Annotated in this window: 17 protein-coding genes and 3 pseudogenes; 8 read left to right on the forward strand and 12 right to left on the reverse strand. The window is 75.7% G+C overall.

Features of this window, described 5'->3' with window-relative positions:
* The first annotated feature begins 8 nt into the window (after positions 1-8).
* The 3 genes and pseudogenes from AC1VL8_RS01980 to AC1VL8_RS01990 all read left to right on the forward strand — a co-directional run bounded on the left by AC1VL8_RS01980 (position 9) and on the right by AC1VL8_RS01990 (position 3,265).
* Positions 9-1,350 (forward strand): annotated as a pseudogene (locus AC1VL8_RS01980) (APC family permease).
* A 62-nt stretch (positions 1,351-1,412) separates the two neighbouring features.
* Positions 1,413-2,594, forward strand: coding sequence for an LLM class flavin-dependent oxidoreductase (locus tag AC1VL8_RS01985; protein WP_389231651.1), 1,182 nt, complete (start codon positions 1,413-1,415; stop codon positions 2,592-2,594).
* 50 nt (positions 2,595-2,644) lie between these two features.
* Positions 2,645-3,265 (forward strand): FMN reductase, encoded by a 621-nt coding sequence (locus tag AC1VL8_RS01990; protein ID WP_389231654.1) that lies wholly within the window; start codon positions 2,645-2,647, stop codon positions 3,263-3,265.
* Between the two features lie 79 nt (positions 3,266-3,344).
* Here the strand turns inward: AC1VL8_RS01990 and AC1VL8_RS01995 are convergent, their stop codons facing one another.
* From AC1VL8_RS01995 to AC1VL8_RS02010, 4 genes are all read right to left on the reverse strand, one after another.
* The gene (locus tag AC1VL8_RS01995; RefSeq protein ID WP_483073919.1) at positions 3,345-5,606 is read right to left on the reverse strand and encodes a SpoIIE family protein phosphatase; all 2,262 of its coding nucleotides are present in this window, start codon (positions 5,604-5,606) and stop codon (positions 3,345-3,347) included.
* A gap of 99 nt (positions 5,607-5,705) precedes the next feature.
* Positions 5,706-6,092, reverse strand: a complete 387-nt coding sequence (gene crcB / locus AC1VL8_RS02000; protein ID WP_483073920.1) for a fluoride efflux transporter CrcB — start codon at positions 6,090-6,092, stop codon at positions 5,706-5,708.
* On the reverse strand, positions 6,089-6,538 hold the full coding sequence (locus tag AC1VL8_RS02005; protein WP_483073921.1) for a fluoride efflux transporter FluC: 450 nt from the start codon (positions 6,536-6,538) through the stop codon (positions 6,089-6,091). Before AC1VL8_RS02005 ends, crcB begins: the two co-directional genes overlap by 4 nt.
* A 174-nt stretch (positions 6,539-6,712) precedes the next feature.
* Positions 6,713-7,354: a helix-turn-helix transcriptional regulator gene (locus AC1VL8_RS02010; RefSeq protein ID WP_483073922.1), complete on the reverse strand. Its 642-nt coding sequence runs from the start codon at positions 7,352-7,354 to the stop codon at positions 6,713-6,715.
* Positions 7,355-7,468: 114 nt separating this feature from the next.
* Between AC1VL8_RS02010 and AC1VL8_RS02015 the strand changes: the two genes are divergently transcribed.
* From AC1VL8_RS02015 to AC1VL8_RS02025, 3 genes are all read left to right on the forward strand, one after another.
* Entirely contained in the window at positions 7,469-7,906 is a 438-nt protein-coding gene (locus tag AC1VL8_RS02015) for a phage holin family protein (protein WP_389231670.1), read from the forward strand.
* Positions 7,907-7,976: 70 nt separating this feature from the next.
* On the forward strand, positions 7,977-8,405 hold the full coding sequence (locus AC1VL8_RS02020) for a phage holin family protein (protein ID WP_389231673.1): 429 nt from the start codon (positions 7,977-7,979) through the stop codon (positions 8,403-8,405).
* Positions 8,402-8,677 (forward strand): DUF3618 domain-containing protein, encoded by a 276-nt coding sequence (locus tag AC1VL8_RS02025; protein WP_483073923.1) that lies wholly within the window; start codon positions 8,402-8,404, stop codon positions 8,675-8,677. The genes AC1VL8_RS02020 and AC1VL8_RS02025 overlap by 4 nt, the downstream gene beginning before the upstream one ends.
* Positions 8,678-8,693: 16 nt before the next feature.
* On the opposite strand, the gene AC1VL8_RS02030 is transcribed toward AC1VL8_RS02025, so the two are convergent.
* Positions 8,694-9,263: a methylated-DNA--[protein]-cysteine S-methyltransferase gene (locus AC1VL8_RS02030; RefSeq protein ID WP_483073924.1), complete on the reverse strand. Its 570-nt coding sequence runs from the start codon at positions 9,261-9,263 to the stop codon at positions 8,694-8,696.
* Between the two features lie 153 nt (positions 9,264-9,416).
* The gene (locus AC1VL8_RS02035) at positions 9,417-9,626 is read right to left on the reverse strand and encodes a BldC family transcriptional regulator (RefSeq protein WP_389231681.1); all 210 of its coding nucleotides are present in this window, start codon (positions 9,624-9,626) and stop codon (positions 9,417-9,419) included.
* Between the two features lie 685 nt (positions 9,627-10,311).
* Here AC1VL8_RS02035 and AC1VL8_RS02040 point away from each other — a divergent pair.
* On the forward strand, positions 10,312-10,506 hold the full coding sequence (locus AC1VL8_RS02040) for a DUF3073 domain-containing protein (RefSeq protein ID WP_389231684.1): 195 nt from the start codon (positions 10,312-10,314) through the stop codon (positions 10,504-10,506).
* A 171-nt stretch (positions 10,507-10,677) separates the two neighbouring features.
* On the opposite strand, the pseudogene purM reads toward AC1VL8_RS02040, so the two are convergent.
* The 3 genes and pseudogenes from purM to AC1VL8_RS02055 form a co-directional block, all read right to left on the reverse strand.
* Positions 10,678-11,794: pseudogene (gene purM, locus AC1VL8_RS02045) on the reverse strand (phosphoribosylformylglycinamidine cyclo-ligase).
* Positions 11,791-13,360: pseudogene (gene purF / locus AC1VL8_RS02050) on the reverse strand (amidophosphoribosyltransferase). The pseudogenes purM and purF overlap by 4 nt, the downstream one beginning before the upstream one ends.
* Before the next feature lie 27 nt (positions 13,361-13,387).
* Positions 13,388-13,765, reverse strand: coding sequence for a histidine kinase (locus tag AC1VL8_RS02055; protein WP_483073925.1), 378 nt, complete (start codon positions 13,763-13,765; stop codon positions 13,388-13,390).
* A gap of 39 nt (positions 13,766-13,804) precedes the next feature.
* Here AC1VL8_RS02055 and AC1VL8_RS02060 point away from each other — a divergent pair, with 39 nt between their 5' ends.
* A complete protein-coding gene (locus AC1VL8_RS02060) occupies positions 13,805-14,464 on the forward strand; it encodes an IMPACT family protein (protein WP_483073926.1) in 660 nt (219 codons plus the stop codon).
* Between the two features lie 172 nt (positions 14,465-14,636).
* On the opposite strand, the gene AC1VL8_RS02065 is transcribed toward AC1VL8_RS02060, so the two are convergent.
* The 3 genes from AC1VL8_RS02065 to purL all read right to left on the reverse strand — a co-directional run bounded on the left by AC1VL8_RS02065 (position 14,637) and on the right by purL (position 18,751).
* On the reverse strand, positions 14,637-15,008 hold the full coding sequence (locus AC1VL8_RS02065) for a sterol carrier family protein (protein ID WP_483073927.1): 372 nt from the start codon (positions 15,006-15,008) through the stop codon (positions 14,637-14,639).
* A 38-nt stretch (positions 15,009-15,046) separates the two neighbouring features.
* Complete coding sequence (gene rsgA / locus AC1VL8_RS02070) at positions 15,047-16,180, reverse strand: ribosome small subunit-dependent GTPase A (RefSeq protein ID WP_483073928.1); 1,134 nt, start codon at positions 16,178-16,180, stop codon at positions 15,047-15,049.
* Between the two features lie 147 nt (positions 16,181-16,327).
* Positions 16,328-18,751 carry a phosphoribosylformylglycinamidine synthase subunit PurL gene (purL, locus tag AC1VL8_RS02075; protein ID WP_483073929.1) on the reverse strand — a complete coding sequence of 808 codons (2,424 nt, stop codon included), beginning with the start codon at positions 18,749-18,751 and terminating at the stop codon, positions 16,328-16,330.
* Between the last annotated feature and the right edge of the window lie 90 nt (positions 18,752-18,841).

Raw genomic sequence — 18,841 nt, forward strand, 5'->3', positions numbered from 1 at the left:
CTCGGGCGGTGACGACCACCGACACCCCGTCCGACCGGCAGGGCCCCGGCCTGCGCCGCGCCGTGACCGGGCCGCTGCTGTTCCTGTTCATCCTGGGCGACGTGCTCGGCGCCGGGGTGTACGCCCTCGTGGGCGAAGCTCGGCGCCGAGGCGGGCGGGGCGATCTGGCTGCCGCTGCTGGTCGCGCTCGGCATGGCGCTGCTCACCGCCGCCTCCTACGCCGAGCTCGTGACCAAGTACCCCCGGGCGGGCGGGTCGGCGGTGTTCGCGCAGCGGGCGTACGGCAGCCCGCTGGTGTCGTTCCTCGTGGGGTTCTGCATGCTCGCCGCCGGCGTGACGTCGGCAGCGGGACTGGCACTGGCCTTCGCCGGCGACTACCTCGCGGTGTTCCTCGACCTGCCCGCGGTCCCGGTCGCGCTGGTGTTCCTGGCACTGGTCGCGGCCCTGAACGCGCGCGGCATCCAGGAGTCGCTGCGCGCCAACGTCGTGATGACGGTGATCGAGCTGTCCGGCCTGGTGCTCGTGGTCGTACTCGGCGCAGTCGTGCTCGGTCGCGGCGACGGCGAGCCGGGCCGGGTGCTGGAGCTGCCCGCGGAGACGTCCTGGGCGGCGGCCGTGCTCGGCGGCGCGCTCATCGCGTTCTACTCGTTCGTGGGGTTCGAGACGTCCGCGAACCTGGCCGAGGAGGTCACCGACGTCCGACGGGTCTACCCCCGGGCCCTGTTCGGCGCCCTGCTCGCCGCCGGGGTCGTCTACCTGCTGGTGGGGCTGGTGGCCCCGGCGGTCGTCGCCCCGGCGGACCTGGCCGCGTCCAGCGGGCCGCTGCTCGAGGTGGTGCGGGTCGCCGGCGGCGTGCCGCTGGAGGTGTTCTCGGCGGTCGCGCTGGTCGCCGTCGCGAACGGCGCGCTGCTGACGATGATCATGGCGAGCCGGCTGACCTACGGGATGGCGCGCGAGGGGCTGCTGCCGCCGGTGCTCGGGCGGGTGCTGCCGAACCGGCGCACGCCGTGGGTCGCGATCCTGGTGACCACCGCGGTGGCGATGCTCCTGGCCGCGACCGGCGAGCTGGTCGACCTCGCCTCGACCGTCGTGCTGCTGCTGCTGTTCGTGTTCCTCAGCACGAACGTCGCGGTGCTGGTGCTGCGCCGGGACCGGGTGGAGCACGCGCACTTCCGGGCGTGGACCGCGCTGCCGGTCCTGGCGGTCGTGACCTGCCTGGTGCTGCTCACCCAGCAGCAGGCGCGGCACTGGGCGCTGGCGGGCGTGCTGCTCGCCGCGGGGCTGGTCCTGCACCTGCTGACCCGGGGGCGCTCCCGGGCCGGCTCGGCGCCCACGGCACCCGCGGAATAGATCCGCGCCGCGCCCGGTTGGGGCGCAAGTACATGCAAACGCATCGATCTGAGGAGCGCGAGATGCAGTTCGGAGTCTTCACGGTCAGCGACATCACCCCTGACCCGCACACGGGACGTGCCCCCGACGACACCGAGCGCGTCCGGTCGATCCTCACGATCGCCCAGCACGCCGAGGAGGTCGGCCTCGACGTCTTCGCCACCGGCGAGCACCACAACCCGCCGTTCGTCGCCTCGTCCCCCACCACGATGCTCGGCTACCTGGCGGGCCGCACGAAGGACATCGTGCTGTCGACCGCCACCACGCTCATCACCACCAACGACCCGGTCCGCCTGGCCGAGGAGTACGCGATGCTCCAGGTCATCTCGGACGGCCGGATGGACCTCATGCTGGGCCGCGGCAACACCGGGCCGGTCTACCCCTGGTTCGGCCAGGACATCCGCCAGGGCGTGCCGCTCGCCGTCGAGAACTACGCGCTGCTGCGGCGCCTGTGGACCGAGGAGGTCGTCGACTGGGAGGGCAAGTTCCGCACCCCGCTCCAGGGCTTCACCTCGACCCCGCGCCCGCTCGACGGCGTCCCGCCGTTCGTGTGGCACGGCTCGATCCGCACCCCGGAGATCGCCGAGCAGGCCGCGTACTACGGCGACGGCTTCTTCCACAACAACATCTTCTGGCCGATGAGCCACACGAAGCAGATGGTCCAGTTCTACCGGCAGCGGTTCGAGCACTACGGCCACGGCCGGGCGGACCAGGCGATCGTCGGCCTCGGCGGCCAGGTGTTCATGCGGAAGAGCTCGCAGGCCGCGGTGGACGAGTTCCGCCCGTACTTCGACAACGCGCCCGTCTACGGCCACGGCCCCTCCCTCGAGGACTTCGCGGCGCAGACCCCGCTGACCGTCGGCTCGCCGCAGCAGGTGATCGACCGGTACGCCGCCATGCGCCACGACGTCGGCCACTACCAGCGGCAGCTGTTCCTCATCGACCACGCGGGCCTGCCGCTCAAGACGGTGCTCGAGCAGCTCGACATCCTCGGTGGCGAGGTCGTCCCGGTGCTCCGCAAGGAGATGGAGTCCGACCGCCCGGCGCACGTCCCGTCCGACCCCCCGAGCCACGCGGCGCGCGTCGCCCAGGCCCGGGCCGCCGGCACCGTGCACGAGCAGACCGTCGCCGCGGCCGACCACTGGACCGGGAAGACGGCCGAGGACGACACCGCCGCGGCCGACGCGGTCACCGCCGGCCGCTGAGCCGGGACAACGCCACACCCCCGCGTCACCCCAGAACAGGAGCACCCGTCATGTCCGAGCGCAGGATCGTCGCGCTGTCGGCCGGCCTCGGCCAGCCGTCCTCCACCCGTCTGCTCGCCGACCGGCTCGCCGAGGCGACCGCCACCGAGCTCGCCGACCGCGGCCGGCGCCCCGAGGTGCAGGTCGTCGAGCTGCGGGACCACGCGCACGACATCGTCAACGCGATGCTCACCGGCGTCGCGAGCCCGGCGCTGGCCGAGGTGATCGAGGCCGTGACCGGCGCCGACGCGCTGATCGCCGTGACCCCGCTGTTCACGACCACGTACTCGGGCCTGTTCAAGTCGTTCGTGGACGTCCTCGACAAGGACGCGCTCGTCGGGCTCCCGGTGCTGCTCGGCGCGACCGGCGGCACGGCCCGGCACTCGCTCGCCCTGGAGTACTCGATCCGCCCGCTGTTCACGTACCTGCGGGCCGACGTCGCGACGACGTCCGTGTTCGCCGCGACCGACGACTGGGCGACCGGCGCCACGGGTGACGAGCCCAGCGCGCTCCCCGCCCGGATCCGGCGCGCCGGCGCCGAGCTCGCCGCCACCGTCGCGACCCGCGAGCCCCGGGTCGCGCAGGACCCGTTCACGACCACCCCGTCGTTCGCCGACCTCCTGCGCAGCTGACCCCGGCGAGGTCGAGGGTTCCGTCGCTCTCGGGCCTCGGAAACCCTCGACCTCGCGGCGAACCCTCGACCTCGACCGGCTACGCCCGGGCGAGGAGGAGGAGGGTGGCGTCGTCGTCCGAGGCGGGGTCGCGGAGGCGGTTCACCACGTCGCCGAGGGCATCGGGGGCGGGGCGGCCGACGTCGTCGCGGGCGCGGTCCATCGCGACCCGCAGCGACTCGCCCCGGCGTTCGAGCACCCCGTCGGTGAGCAGCAGCATCGCGTCGCCGGGGCCGAGCGTCAGCCGGTCCGACGCGGGCTCCCCGTCGAGCAGGCCGATGAGCGGCGACCCGAGCACCGCCTGCCAGGCGGCGGTCCCGTCCGCGCGGACCACGAGCGGCGGCAGGTGACCCGCGGCCGCGTACGTGACCTCCCCGGTGGCCGGGTCGAGCACCGCGAGCGCCAGCGTCGCCATCTGCCCGGGCAGCGTCCAGCGGGCCAGCGCGCCGACCCGGGCGAGCGCGACCGCGGGCGGCGCCGCGTCCAGCAGGTACGCCCGGACCGCGTGGCGCAGCTGACCCATCGCCGCGGCGGCCGGCAGCCCGTGCCCGGTGACGTCGCCGACCGCGAGCGCGAGCCGCCCGTCGGTGAGCGGCAGCACGTCGTACCAGTCGCCGCCGACCTCGCCGCTGCCCGACGGCTCGTACCGTGCCGCGACGGTCCAGCCCGGCAGGTCCGGCAGGCTCGCGGGCAGCAGGGTGCGCTGGATGGCCCGCGCGGCCTGCACCTCTGCGCGTCCGCGGCGGAACAGCGCCTCGACCAGGTGGCCGCGCAGGTCGCCGGCGTTGCCGACGTGCCGGTCGTCCCACGGCACCGACCGACCGCGGACCTGCTCGCGCCAGAGGTCGAACGACTCCCGGGGTCCGAGGCGTCGGCGGTCGCCCTCCTCCACCACGATCGCCTTGTGGTTCGGGTCCCCGCCCCAGTCGACGGTCTGCACGACCTCCCCGCGCACCCACACGACCGCACCGCCGTCCGGCAGGGCGAGCGCCACGACGCCCGCGACCCCCGGGACCGCGGGCGCGACCGGGTGCTCGGCGAGCCGGTCGGTGGCGAGCACGGTGTCGCCGACGCCGCTGGCCCAGGCGGTCAGCGCGTGGCAGGCGTCGTCGTCGGGCACCGCGCCCCGGGTCGCGAGGTCGCCGCCGGCGCACACCACCACGCCGTCGGCGGGCACGAGGTCGAGCAGGTCGTCCGTGCGCGTCAGCGCCTGCGCGAGCCGGACGTCCTCGTCCCGGGAGGCGCCGACCAGCCGCGCGAGCACGCCCGACGCGCGCCGGGACTCGGCGAGCAGGTCCTCCTCGACCTGCGCGACCAGCCGCGCGGACAGGGCGACGCCGAGGAACTCCGCGGCCGCGCGCACGCCGTACGAGGGCGCGTGCGGGCCGCTGTAGTGGTGGCAGGCCACCATGCCCCAGAGCTTCCCGTCGCGGAGCAGCGAGATCGACATCGAGGCGCGCACGCCCATGTTGCGCAGGTACTCGCAGTGGATCGGCGACACGCTGCGCAGCTGCGCGTACGTGAGGTCGAGCTGGCGGCCGGTGAGCGGGTCGGTCGTCGGCACCACCGGCACCGGCGTGTAGTCGACGTCGGAGATGAGCCGGATCCAGCTCTTCTCGTAGAGCGCGCGGGCCTGCGGCGGGATGTCGGACGCCGGGTAGTGCAGCCCGAGGAACGGCTCCAGGTCGGCGCGGCGGGCCTCGGCGACCACCTCGCCGTTGTAGTCGGCGTCGAACCGGTAGATCATCACGCGGTCGAACAGGGTGAGCCGGCGCACGTGCCGCGCGGCGGTGTCGTAGAGCGCCGTGAGCTCGTCGGCGCGGTTGAGGTCCGCGATCGCGTCGCGGACCGACTCGTACGTGCTGGCGTAGGTCAGCGGGCGCGGGCCGTCGGCGACCTCGAGCTCCACGACGAACACGGGCCCGGGCTCGTCGAGCGTGGCGGGCGGCGGCCGGTGCACGACGACGTCCAGGACCGTGGTGCCCGCCGCGCCCTCGACCTCGACGAGCCCGGGGTTGCGGGTCCGGTGGTCGGGGACCGCCTCGAGCTGGTCGAGCACCACGCGGGCGGCCCGGTCGCCGAGCACCTCCGGCAGCGACCGCCCGAGCACGTCGTCGACGGCCAGACCCAGCACGACGTCGACGTTCGTGGAGCACTGCAGGACGACCGCGCCCTCGTCCTGGACCACGAGCAGCAGCCCGCGCGGCTGGACGGACCCGGGGACGTGGATCGGCTCGCGCGCGCAGTTGTCGAGGTCGACGGCCTCGCCCGGCGCGAGGAAGACCTGGTCCGGCACGCGCATCCCCTCCCTCGGCGTGGGTCGTGCGACCGGCCCGCGGCCGGCCCGTCGGCGCCGGGGTGCGACGAGGGTCGCAAACCCGCCCGCCCCGTGGCAACTGGGTCAACCGGTCCAGTGCGTCCAGGCGGCCACCGCACCGACCCCGGCCGCCGCGGCCGCCAGGGTCAGCAGCATCGACCCGACGAGGTACGCGACGGCGCGACCCCGGTCGCCGGCCTGGGCCAGCCGCACCGTCTCGACCGTCGCCGCCGAGAACGTGGTGTACCCGCCGCAGAACCCGGTCGCGAGCAGCAGGTACCCCGTGGCAGGCAGCCCGGCGAACAGGTGCGCCCCCGCGACCAGCCCGATCAGCAGCGAGCCCGTCACGTTCACCACCAGGGTCCCGACCGGCAGCACCGCACGCCCCCGGGCCCGGACCTCGCCGTCGACCCAGAACCGGGTCGCCGCGCCGAACCCGCCCGCGAGGGCCACGAGCAGCGCGCCGCTCACCGCGCCTCCCCCGCCCCGCCGGTCTGCCCCGCGCCGCCGGGCCGCTCCGCACCGCGGGTGCCAGCCGGTCGCGGCACCGCCCGCCCGGCGAGCACCCCGGCCGCGGCGCACAGCACGCCCGCGACCAGGCTGGTCCCCGCGTACGCCGCCGCCGTGCCGACCGCACCCGCGGCCAGCAGCCGCTCGGTCTCCAGGGCCAGCGAGGAGAACGTGGTGAACCCGCCGAGCACCCCGGTCCCGAGGGCGAGCCGCAGCCGCAGGACCCCGGGCGTCTCCGGGCCGCGCCGGCCGAGCACCTCGAGCAGGACGCCCAGCGCGAACGCCCCGAGCAGGTTCGCGGTGAGGGTGCCGACCGGCCAGCCGTGCGTCACGGGCAGCGCCCGGGCGAGGGCGTACCGGCCGAGGGACCCGATCGCACCGCCCGCGCCGACCAGCAGCGCGAGCACGGCGCGCCGGTGCGGGGACGGGGCCGCCGCGCGGGGCGCACCGGGCGGCGGCGGGGCGGTTCGGTCCGACGTGGCGAGCCTCCTCGGCGGTCGTGCGGGCCGTTCCGGGCGGGCCCGGGCCGGGGCCCGGCGGACGGGTGGACGCGCCCATCCAACCGCACCCGGCCGGGCCGGTCAGCCGTCTCCGTCGCTCCGCAGGGCGAGCACGGCCGTCACCCGCGGGTTCACGTCCTCGCCCACGATGCCGAGGGAGCGGTAGGTGGCGGCGAGGTGGTTCTCGACCGACCGCGGCGACAGGCCGAGCAGGCGCGCCACCGCGCGGTTGGACAGCCCCTGCGCGACCAGCCGCAGCACCGCCGCCCGTGCCGGGGTCCCGGCAGCCGGACCTGCACGCACCGCGCCGGCGCCCCGCACGGCGTCCCCGCGGGCGGTCGCGACGACGGCCTGCGCGAGCGTCGCCGGGTCCGGGCACGACCTCCGGGCGAGCGACGTCCACGGTCGTGGCGCCCCCGCACCGGCGTCGCGCGCGAGCACGGCGACGTCGTCCCCGCCGAGCAGCAGCACCGCCAGGCCGGGGTCGCGCTGCTGCAGCCGGACGGCGAGCGCCACCCCCGTGCCGTCCACCAGGTCGGTCGGCTCGACCACCAGGACGTCGGCGGCCCCCGGCCGGACGGCGACGACCGCCCGGGTGCAGCCCGTCCCCACGTGCACGACGGCGAGCCGCGGGTCCGAGTCCAGCGCGGCGGCGACCGCCGTGCCCGTCAGCCCGTCGCCGAGCACCAGCGCCACGCGCACCACCTGGTTGTGCCGGTTCACCCGGACGACGGTACGGGCGCCCGCCGACCACCCAGCGGCGCTCCCACCACCTACCCGCCGGTGACTAGGGTGGACGGGTCCGTACGCACCGCAGCAGGACGCCAGGAGGACCCGGTGACCCACCCCGACGACGAGCCGCGCCGCGCGGGCCTGTTCAGCCGCCTGACGGAGCCGCTCGCCGAGCGCACCCGCGAGCGGTTCGAGCAGGTCGAGGACCGGATCCGCGGGGCGGTGCAGACCGAGATCGACTCCGTGACCCGGTCGGTCCGGGCCCGCGCGGTCGAGGTCCGACCCAGCGCCCTGGCGTTCGCCGGCGCGCTGCTGCTCACCGTCTTCGGGCTCGCGCTCGTCGTGACGTCGGCCGTGGTCGCCCTCGCCCTCGTGCTGGACCTGTGGCTGGCCGCCCTGCTGGTGGGCGTGGTCCTCGTGGCGGTCGCGGCCGGGCTCGCGGCGTGGGGTCGGCGTCGGCTGCCGCAGCCCGTGCGCGTGGCCCCGCCCGCACCCGCGCCCGCGAAGGACGCCGAGGAGCTCGTGCACCCCTGGACCGACTGAGCCGCACTGCGCCGACCAGCGGAACGGTCCACACTAGGCAGAACGCCACACGTCCACGAAGGAGCACCGGATGACGACCACAGCGGGCAGCGGGTCCGGCCCGGACCACCAGTCGATCGGGCAGCTCATCAGCCGCATGAGCGAGCAGGCGGCGCGCCTGGTCCGTGCCGAGATCGACCTCGCCAAGGCGGAGCTCGCGGAGAAGGCCAAGGCAGCCGGGATCGGTGTCGGGCTGCTGGCGGGTGCCGCGTTCTTCGGGTTCTTCACCTTCGTCGTCCTGCTGACGACCGTCATCCTCGCCCTGAGCGAGGTGCTGGCCCCGTGGCTGGCCGCGCTGATCGTCCTCGTCGTGCTCGCCGTGGTGACGGCCGTGCTCGCGCTGCTCGGCGTGAAGAGCCTGAAGAAGGGCACGCCGCCGACGCCGGAGAAGGCGATCGCCGGCCTCAAGCAGGACGCCGACACCGTGTCCCGGTCCGTCAAGGAGGGCCTGAGCCGATGAGCGACAGCACCCGCAAGCCGACCATCACCGAGCTCGAGGCGGAGGTCCTGCTGACGCGGGCCGAGCTCGCGGGGACGGCCGACGCGCTGGCCGCCCGGCTGAGCCCGCAGCGGCAGGTCGCCGACGCGAAGGCCGGCGCGAGCAGGCTGTGGCGGGACGCCGTCGGCACCGACCCGGCGGCCGACCCCGCGAACCGTGGCCGGGCGCGCGCCGTGCTCGCGGTCGGCGTGGGCGTCGTGGCCCTGACCGTGGTGCTGCTGGTCCGTCGCTGACCGGGTCCGGCCCGGGTCAGCGGGCCTCGTGCGCGAGCAGGGCCCGCTTCACGTCCAGCCCGTAGTAGTAGCCACCGAGCGCCCCGCCGGACCGCAGCACGCGGTGGCACGGGACGAACGGTGCGACGAGGTTGCGCGCGCACGCCGACCCCGCGGCGCGCACCGCCGCCGGGCTGCCCGCCGCGATCGCGAGCTCGGCGTAGGTGAGCGTGCCGCCCGCCGGGATCGCCCGCATCGCCGCCCACGCCCGCTGCTGGAACGGCCCGCCCGGCTGCGCCACGGGGACGCCGTCGAGCGCGCCCGGCTCCCCGGCGGCGTACCGGGCGACGGCCTCGGCGACCCGCGCGACGGCGGGGTCCGTCGCCGCGACCAGGACGGGTCCGTCGACGGTCCCGTCGGGTGCGGGGACCTGGGGCGCCGGCAGCCGGGCCGCCATCGCCGCCACGGGCGCGAAGCCCGCGGCGCGGACGACGCCGTCCTCGGTGAGCAGGGTCGTGAGCTCGCCGCCGGGGCTCGGCAGGACGACGGCCAGCAGCCGACCGGCCTCGAGGGCCGCCTGTGCGGGGGCGGGAGGTGCGGTGGTCATGGCTCCATCATGCGCGCCGGGCGGAGCGGAGCACTGGCGGTCGTCGGACACCGCAGCGGCACCGCGGGAGCCGGGTGGTCGGTCCGTGGCGGACGACGACGCCCGCCGTCCGGCAGGCGGACGACGGGCGCGGTCGGTGCGTGCAGGGACGCGTCAGGCGTCGTCCCCGCGCTGGCCGGGGATGCCGCCGAGGAGCTCGCGCACCTCGGTCTCCCGGTAGCGGCGGTGACCACCGAGCGTCCGGATGGACGACAGCTTGCCGGACTTGGCCCAGCGGGTCACGGTCTTGGGGTCGACACGGAACAGCGTGGCGACCTCGGACGGGGTCAGCAGGATCTCGTTCTCGGTGTGCGGGGCGGACACGTCAGACCTCCGGGATGTCCTCGAGTCGACGGCCGACCGGGCGGTCCACCGTCGAAGGCGTCTGGAACATGGTCACCGTCAGCACCGGTGCCGGACCTCGGTCCGTCGGCGACGCCGCTGGTGACCTCATGCGCTGTACCCCCCTTGCGCCCCCGTCGTGACCACTCTGTCACGACCGAACTCCCACAACCAGTACCAACGTCCCATCTCCGGACAAGTGGTAACTATTCGGACACTCTAGGTCTTCTCGGACATGACTGCGCGTCGAGGGGGTAGGCCGAACGGGGGCATCCCGAGCCCCTGGTGTCACCCGTCCGGGTCGCCGATCCCGGTCACAGCGCGGCGACTCGCCGCGTCGACCACCGACTTCACCCCGTCCTCGCGGACCTCCGGACGCCGCCCTCCTCGGCACCCGACAGGGCTCCCAGCACACGGACGAGACGGCGAAAAGTGGCATATGTCACACTCTCGGACGCCCCGCGCGGGGCCGCCGGCGACCAGCAACCGGGCATCCCGCCCGACCACCCGTCCAGCGGCGCGACGACCCCGGAGTCGCTCACCTGGCGAGTGGTCGGAATGCGTCGGGACCATGTACCGTTGCGACTCGAACAGACGATTCAGCATCCCGGGGCCGCACGTGTGAGCACGGAGCCGCCCCGCTTCCACGTTAGAGGGGGTCGATGCCATGGGCCGCGGCCGTCAGAAGGCTAAGCAGACGAAGGTGGCACGGGAGCTGAAGTACTTCAGCCCTGACACCAACTACCAGGCACTGGAGCACGAGCTCAACGGTGGCCGCGGTGGAGACCTCGTCACGGACAGCCGCCAGGACACCGACGACGAGGGTGACGAGTACCCCCCTCGCTGGGCGTCCGAGCGCTGAATCCCCCGGTCGGCAGGCACGCCCCGCGCGTGCGGCCGACCTCGGTCGCGGCCCCGCGACCCGCGTGGAGCACAGGCCCGCCTCGCGTGACCCCGCAGCACGACGCTGCGCGGACCGCGCGACGGCGGGCCTGACGCCTGCCCGGGGCCGCTGACCGCACCCCGCCGGGCGTCACGCGGTGCGGTACGCCCCGCTCATCCGGACCGCGCCGCCCTGCACGCCCTTGGTGCCGGCCACGAGGTCGGGTCCCGCGACGTCGCGCGCCGCGTCGAGCGTCCGGACCTCGCCCAGGACCCACGCCGTCATGCCGAGCTCCGCCGCGTGCCGCAGCACCCCGTCCGCACCCGCGGCGTCGACGATCGCGACCATGCCGACGCCGAGGTTCAGCGTGCGCTCCAGGTCCGACCACGGCACACCGCCCGCGCCCTGCACCAGCGAGAACACCGGCGGCAGCACCCACGACGTGCGGGAGACGTCGGCCACCAGGCCCTCGGGGAGCACCCGCGCGACGTTCGCCGCGAGCCCGCCGCCCGTGATGTGGCTGAACCCGTGCACCGCGCCCGCGGCGCGCTCGACCAGCGCCAGGCAGTCGGAGGCGTAGACGCGGGTGGGCTCGAGCAAGCTCCTCACCGAGGGTCCGGCCGAGCTCGGGCACGTCGCGGTCCAGCGCCCAGCCGGCGTGCTGCACCACGCGGCGCACCAGCGAGTAGCCGTTGGAGTGCAGCCCGCTCGAGCCGAGCGCGACCAGGACGTCGCCGTCCCGCACCCGCTCCGGGCCGAGCAGCGCGTCCGCCTCGACGACACCCGTCGCCGCGCCGGCCACGTCGTACTCGTCCGGACCGAGCAGGCCCGGGTGCTCCGCGGTCTCGCCGCCGACCAGCGCGGTGCCCGCGACCGAGCACGCCGCCGCGATGCCGCGCACCACGTCCGCGATCCGCTCCGGCACGACGCGCCCGCAGGCGATGTAGTCCGTCATGAACAGGGGCTTCGCGCCCACCACGACGATGTCGTCCACGACCATGCCGACCAGGTCGAACCCGATGGTGTCGTGCACGTCCATCGCCTGCGCGATCGCGACCTTCGTGCCGACGCCGTCGGTCGACGTCGCCAGCAGCGGCCGCCGGTACCCGACCAGGGCGGACGCGTCGAACAGCCCGGCGAACCCGCCGACCCCGCCGAGGACCTGCGGTCCGTGGGTCGCCCGCACGGCGTCCTTCATCAGCTCGACGGCGCGGTCGCCCGCCTCGGTGTCGACGCCGGCGGCGGCGTAGGTGATGCTCTCGGTCACGGGTGCTCCAACGCGGTCGACCCGCCGGCGCCCGGGACGAGGGTCGCGAGACCGTCCTCCGGCGCGCCGAGCGGCAGCTCGTTCTGCTCCAGCAGGTGCTTGCCGAGCCGGTCCTGGGACGGCAAGCTCGATCGGGTACTTCCCGGTGAAGCACGCGGTGCACAGCTGCGCCGCGGGCTGCTCCGTGGCGGCGATCATCCCGTCCATCGAGATGTAGCCGAGGGAGTCCGCGCCCAGCGAGGCGCCGATCTCCTCGACCGCCAGGCCGTTCGCGATCAGCTCCGCGCGGGACGCGAAGTCGATGCCGTAGAAGCACGGCCACTTCACCGGCGGGCTGCTGATCCGCACGTGCACCTCGGCGGCGCCGGCCTCGCGCAGCATCCGGATCAGCGCGCGCTGGGTGTTGCCGCGGACGATCGAGTCGTCGACCACCACGAGCCGCTTGCCGCGGATCACCTCGCGCAGCGGGTTCAGCTTGAGCCGGATGCCGAGCTGGCGCAGCGTCTGCGACGGCTGGATGAACGTGCGGCCCACGTACGAGTTCTTGGTCAGGCCCTGCCCGAACGGGATGCCGGACGCCTGCGCGTACCCGATCGCCGCCGGGGTCCCGGACTCCGGCACGGGGATGACCAGGTCCGCCTCGACGGGGTGCTCGGCGGCGAGCCGCCGGCCCATCTCGACGCGGGCGGCGTGCACCGACCGGCCGGCGATCGCCGTGTCCGGGCGGGCCAGGTACACGTACTCGAACACGCACCCCGCGCGCTGCTGCGGCGCGGTGAACCGCTGCGTGCGCAGGCCGTCCGCGTCGATCGCGACGAGCTCGCCCGGCTCGATCTCCCGGACGAACGACGCGCCGACGATGTCGAGCGCCGGGGTCTCGCTCGCCACGACCCAGCCGCGCTCCAGGCGCCCGAGGACGAGCGGGCGGACCCCCTGCGGGTCCCGCGCCGCGTAGAGCGTGTGCTCGTCCATCCACACCAGGCTGAACGCACCCCGCAGCCGCGGCAGCACCTCGAGGGCCGTGGCCTCGAGCGTGTGGTCCGGGTCGCCCGCGAACAGCGCCGTCACCAGCGCGGTGTCCGTGGTGTTGCCGCGGGCGAGCTCGCCGCGCCGCTGGGCGCCGTACCGCTCCGCCACCAGGTCGACCAGCTCGGCCGTGTTGGTGAGGTTGCCGTTGTGCGCGAGGGCGACCGTGCCGCCGGCCGTCGCGCCCAGGGTCGGCTGCGCGTTCTCCCAGGTGCTGCCACCGGTGGTCGAGTAGCGCGCGTGCCCGACGGCGATGTGCCCGTGCAGGGCGTTCAGCGCGGTCTCGTCGAAGACCTGGGAGACGAGCCCCATGTCCTTGTAGACCAGCAGCTGCTCGCCGTTGGACGTCGCGATGCCCGCGGACTCCTGCCCGCGGTGCTGCAGGGCGTAGAGCCCGAAGTAGGTGAGCTTGGCGACCTCCTCGCCGGGAGCCCAGACCCCGAAGACGCCGCATGCGTCCTGGGGGCCCTTCTCGTTCGGCAAGAGGTCGTGATTGAGCAGTCCGTCTCCGCGGGGGGCCACGTCCTCATGGTGACACATGACACGCCCGCGGCCGACTCCGGGGGGTCAGCGGCGGGGGTCGCCGCCCGCGCGCCGGACGCTGCGCCGGTCCGCCAGCAGGGCCGCGCCCGCCCCCGCGAACCCGCCCACGACGGCGCCCGTCAGGACCGCGATGAACCGCACGGCGCCCTGCCCCTCGAGCAGGCTGATGAACGCCGTGCCGTCCGACACGACGTCGCTGCTCCCGCCCGCCACGAGCGCCGCGACCAGGCCGACCACGATGCCGACCAGCGCCCCGGCCACGATGAACGCGCCGAACTTCGGGGCGCGGCGCACCTGCGCGGGCTCGGCGACCTCGGCCAGCTCGGCCTCGGTGGGCACGGGTGCGGGCTCGGGGGCGTCGGGCGTCGGGTCGGCGGGTCGCGGGTCGGCGGCATCAGGCACCCGTCGATCCTAGGTCGCCGGGCGCCTAGGCTCTCGCGGGTGGGGACCGCAGCCGACGACGCGCCGCGCTACCCGTCCACCATCGCCGCGCCGGTCGAGCACGAGCTGGTGGTGAAGAAGTCCCGGTTCCTCGCGCTGGTGCACCCCGTCGCGTCCGTGGCCGAGGCCGACGAGGTCGTCGCCCGGGTCCGCAAGCAGTTCTGGGACGCGCGGCACCACTGCGTCGCGCTCGCCGTCGGACCGCACGCGGAGCAGCAGCGGTCGACCGACGACGGCGAGCCCTCCGGCACCGCGGGCGTCCCGATGCTCGAGGTGCTGCGCCGCCGGGAGCTCACCGACCTGGTCGCGGTGGTGACGCGGTACTTCGGCGGCGTCCTGCTGGGGGCGGGCGGCCTGGTGCGGGCCTACTCGACCGCGACGTCCGAGGCGCTGGACCGGGCCCGCGTGCTCGGCCGCAGCGCCGCGGTGCGGGTCACCGTGGACGCCCCGCACGCCGAGGCCGGTCGGCTGCACGGCGTCCTGGTCGACTGGGCGGCCGCCCACGACGCGTCGCTGGTGGACGTGGGGTACGCCGCGTCGGCGACGTTCACGCTGCTCGTCCCGCCGGCGCACCTGGACGCGTTCGACGCCGCCCTCGCGGCCGCGACGGCCGGCACCCGGCACGCCACCCGGGGCGCGACGGAGATCCTCACCCGCTGACGCGCCCTTCCCGCCCGCGCGCTCGCCCGCGCGCCCGCCCCGCGCCCGCCCACCGCGCCCGCCGCCGCCGCCGAGATGACAGTCCTCGCCTGCGGCCCCGGGCCTCCGCACAGGCGAGCGTTGCCATCTCGGCGGAGTCCTGAGCGCGGCGCGGCGCGGCGGGGCGGGTGGGTCAGCGGGGGCGGGTGGCCTGGAGCGGGAGGTGGTCGGCGAGGTCGGCGCGCTCGCCGGAGGCGTGCACCCGGCCCTGCGCGACGGCGTCGGCCCAGGACGTCGCGCCGGTCGCCAGCGCGAGCCAGGTCTGCGGGTCGGTCTCCACGACGTTCGGCGGCGTGCCGCGGGTGTGCCGCGGGCCCTCGATCGCCTGCACGGCGCCGTCCGGCGGGACGCGCACCTCGACGGTGTGCCCCGGGGCGACGTCGGCGAGCTCCTCGAGCGTGAACCGGACGGCGGTGCGGCGGGCGGCGGTGTCGGTCGGGTCGACGCGCCAGGCGGCGACGGCGGCCCGGCCGACCGCGGGGTCGGTGCGGCGGCGCGGAGGCATGGGCCCATCATCCCCGTCCGCCGGCCGCGCGGCGTACCTCAGCGGGGGCGGCCCTGGCGCTGGAGCCGGTGGTACGCCGCGGTCTGCTGCCGGGTGCGGGCCCGGTCCGCGGCGGCGAGGCGCGCGTCGGAGCGCCGCTCCTGCCACGCCGCCTCCCGGGCGAGCCGCCGCCAGGAGTCGAGCCGGCGCGCGGGCAGCGTGCCGTCCGCGACCGCCGCCAGCACCGCGCAGCCGGGCTCGGTGCGGTGCTCGCAGTCGCCGAACCGGCACCGGCCGGCGAGCGCCGCGACGTCCGCGAACGTCGCGTCGAGCGAGCGCGCGTCCGCGACCAGCCCCACGCCGCGCAGCCCCGGCGTGTCGATCAGGCTGGATCCACCCGGTAGCGGCACGAGCTCGCGGTGCACGGTCGTGTGCCGGCCCCGGCCGTCTGCGCGGCGGTCGCCGGTGCCCATGACCTCCGCGCCGGCGAGGGCGTTCACCAACGTCGACTTGCCCGCGCCGGAGGGGCCGACGACGACCAGCGTGCGTCCGGGCCCCAGCAGCGCGCGCACCGGGTCGAGCCCCGTGCCCGCGGTGACGCTCACGGCGTGCACGTCCGCGCCGATCGCGACCGCGCGGACCTCCTCGGCCATGCCGTCCGGGTCGGGCACCAGGTCGGCCTTGGTCAGCACGACGACGGGCTGCGCGCCCGACCGCCACGCGAGGGTCAGCAGCCGCTCGACGCGACCGGGGCTCGGGTCGGGGTCGAGGTGCTCCACGACGAGCACGACGTCGACGTTCGCGGCGAGCACCTGCTCGCGGGAGGTGCGGTCCGGGCCGTCGCGGACCACGACCGTGCGCCGCGGGAGCACCGCCGCCAGGGCAGGCGTCCCGTCGGGGTGCGTGCCGAGCAGCACGCGGTCGCCGACGGCCGGGGGGACGCGGTCGGCGGGGCGGTCGGCGGCGGGAGCGGGAACGTGGGCGGCGGGGCTGCCGTCGGCGACGGGGCCGCCGTCTGCGCCGGGGCTGCCGTCGGCCGCGGCCAGCGGCACCAGCCCGTCCCCGGGCAGCGCCACCCGGACCACCTCGGCGTCCGCGGTGCCGTCGCCGTCGACCGCGGCGGGCAGCACGAGCACCGCGCCGCGGTCGACGCGCACCACCCGCCCGTGGCGGGCGCCGAGGTCGGAGGACATGCCCTCGACGCTAGGGAGCGGACCGCCGCGGGTCGACCGATTTCCGGGGATGCCGACGCCGCCGAGACAGGTCCGCCGCGCCGAGACAGGGCGTCAGGAGCTCCTGTCTCGGCGTCACGGACCTATCTCGGCGCGGCAGCCGGGGCGTCAGCCGAAGTAGTGCGGGAGGGTGGCCTCCGAGGCGGCGCGGGCCTCGGCGAGCGGGAGCGTGAACAGGCCGGTGACCTCGACCGCCGGGGCGTGCACGTGGTCGTCGGGCAGGTCCGCGGTGGGGGCGCCGGCGCCGGGGGTGCAGGTCTCCGCGGTGACGCCGATCTTCAGCAGCGGGACGCCCTGCGCCGTGCAGAGGTCCTCGAACCGGACCTCCTCGCTGCGCGGGACCGCGACGAGGGCGCGGGCCGTGGACTCGGACAGCAGCGCCTCGAACGGGGTGACGCCGTCCCGGGCGCACAGCGCGACGACGTCCACCTGCACGCCGACGCCGTACCGGAGCGAGGCCTCGACGAGGGCCTGCGCGAGGCCGCCCTCGGAGAGGTCGTGCGCGGCGTCGACGAGGTCGTCGCGGGAGGCCCGGACGAGGACGGTCGCCAGGCGGCGCTCGGCGTCCAGGTCGACCCGCGGGGGCACGCCGCCGAGGTGCTGGTGCGCGACGTCGGCCCACGCGGAGCCGTCGAGCTCGGGCCGCGTGGTGCCGAGCAGGTAGACGGACTGGCCGGCGGTGGTCCAGCCGGACGGGGTGGCGGCCGCGACGTCGTCGATCACGCCGAGCACGCCGACGACGGGCGTCGGGTGGATCGCGGAGTCGATCTTGCCGGGCTCGCCGGTGCCGTTGTAGAGCGAGACGTTGCCGCCGGTGACGGGGACGGACAGGGTCGCGCAGCCGTCGGCGAGGCCCTCGATCGCCTGGACGAGCTGCCACATCGACGCCGGGTCCTCGGGGCTGCCGAAGTTCAGGCAGTCGGTGACGGCGAGCGGGCGGGCGCCGGACGCGGCGACGTTCCGGTACGCCTCGGCGAGGGCGAGCTGGGCGCCGGCGTACGGGTCGAGCTTGGCGTACCGGCCGTTGGCGTCGGTGGCGAGCGCGACGCCGAGCCCGGTGGTCTCGTCGACGCGGACCACGCCGGCGTCGTCGGGCTGCGCGAGCGCGGTGTTGCCCTGCACGAACCGGTCGTACTGGTCGGTGACCCAGGCCTTCGACGCGAGGTTCGGCGACGCGACCAGGTCGAGCACGGCGGCGCGCAGCTCGGGGCCGGTGGCGGGCCGGGCGTACCGCTGCGCCCCCTCGGGGGTGCTGACCGAGTCGGCGACCAGCGCGTCCTGCCACGTCGGGCGGGAGTACGGGCGGTCGTAGACGGGGCCCTCGTGCGCGACGGTCTTCGGGTCGACGTCGACGATCCGCTGCCCGTGGTGGTCGATCGTCAGGCGGCCGGTGCCGGTGACCTCGCCGATGACGGCGGTCTCGACGTCCCACCGCGACGTGATCGCCAGGAACGCGTCGAGCTTCTCGGGCGTGACGACCGCCATCATCCGCTCCTGCGACTCCGACATGAGGATCTCGCCGGCGGTCAGGGTGGGGTCGCGCAGCAGCACGTTCTCGAGGTCGACGTGCATGCCGCCGTCGCCGTTGGACGCGAGCTCGGAGGTCGCGCAGGAGATGCCGGCCGCGCCGAGGTCCTGGATGCCCTCGACCACGCGGGCCGCGTAGAGCTCGAGGCAGCACTCGATGAGCACCTTCTCCATGAACGGGTCGCCGACCTGGACGCTGGGCCGCTTGGACGGCTTGGTGTCGTCGAAGGTCTCGGACGCGAGGATCGACGCGCCGCCGATGCCGTCGCCGCCGGTGCGCGCGCCGAACAGCACGACCTTGTTGCCGACGCCGGACGCGTTGGCCAGGTGGATGTCCTCGTGCCGCAGCACGCCGAGGCACAGCGCGTTGACCAGCGGGTTGCCCTGGTAGGAGGCGTCGAACACCAGCTCGCCGCCGATGTTCGGCAGGCCGAGGGAGTTGCCGTAGCCGCCGACGCCGGAGACCACGCCGTGCACGACGCGGGCGGTGTCGGGGTGGTCGACCGCGCCGAACCGCAGCTGGTCCATGACCGCCACGGGGCGGGCGCCCATCGAGATGATGTCGCGGACGATGCCGCCCACGCCGGTCGCGGCGCCCTGGTAGGGCTCGACGTACGACGGGTGGTTGTGCGACTCGACCTTGAACGTGACGGCCCAGCCGTCGCCGATGTCGACGACGCCGGCGTTCTCCCCGATGCCGACGAGCAGGTGCTCGGTCATCTCGGGGGTGACGCGCTCGCCGAACTTGCGCAGGTGGTTCTTGCTGGACTTGTACGAGCAGTGCTCGGACCACATCACGGAGTACATCGCGAGCTCGGCGGCCGTGGGGCGGCGGCCGAGGATGTCGCGGATCCGCTGGTACTCGTCGGGCTTGAGGCCGAGCTCGGCGTAGGGCTGCGCGAGGTCGGGGGACGCCGCGGCGTGCTCCACCGTGTCGGACACGTGCCCGGCCGCGTGGTCGGCGACGGGCTCGGAGGGCTGCGGGGTGCTGGGCGCGCTGGTCATCGAATCCCTCGGGCTGGGGGCGGGCGTCGGCAGACACGCACAGGTTACCGGCGTGACGACGGGCACACGCACCGCCCGCCCCAGGGTCAA

Source organism: Cellulomonas sp. KU4C (genome assembly GCF_056868065.1).

Coding starts and splice junctions, on each gene's coding strand:
- AC1VL8_RS01995 (WP_483073919.1), bottom strand. CDS start 5,606: ATGCGCGTGCCGGACCAGGTCTTCCTCGCGCCGGGCGAGGCCGTCGAC.
- purL (WP_483073929.1), bottom strand. CDS start 18,751: ATGACCAGCGCGCCCAGCACCCCGCAGCCCTCCGAGCCCGTCGCCGAC.
- AC1VL8_RS02040 (WP_389231684.1), top strand. CDS start 10,312: ATGGGCCGCGGCCGTCAGAAGGCTAAGCAGACGAAGGTGGCACGGGAG.
- AC1VL8_RS02025 (WP_483073923.1), top strand. CDS start 8,402: ATGAGCGACAGCACCCGCAAGCCGACCATCACCGAGCTCGAGGCGGAG.
- AC1VL8_RS02030 (WP_483073924.1), bottom strand. CDS start 9,263: ATGACCACCGCACCTCCCGCCCCCGCACAGGCGGCCCTCGAGGCCGGT.
- rsgA (WP_483073928.1), bottom strand. CDS start 16,180: ATGTCCTCCGACCTCGGCGCCCGCCACGGGCGGGTGGTGCGCGTCGAC.
- AC1VL8_RS02065 (WP_483073927.1), bottom strand. CDS start 15,008: ATGCCTCCGCGCCGCCGCACCGACCCCGCGGTCGGCCGGGCCGCCGTC.
- AC1VL8_RS01990 (WP_389231654.1), top strand. CDS start 2,645: ATGTCCGAGCGCAGGATCGTCGCGCTGTCGGCCGGCCTCGGCCAGCCG.
- AC1VL8_RS02020 (WP_389231673.1), top strand. CDS start 7,977: ATGACGACCACAGCGGGCAGCGGGTCCGGCCCGGACCACCAGTCGATC.
- AC1VL8_RS01985 (WP_389231651.1), top strand. CDS start 1,413: ATGCAGTTCGGAGTCTTCACGGTCAGCGACATCACCCCTGACCCGCAC.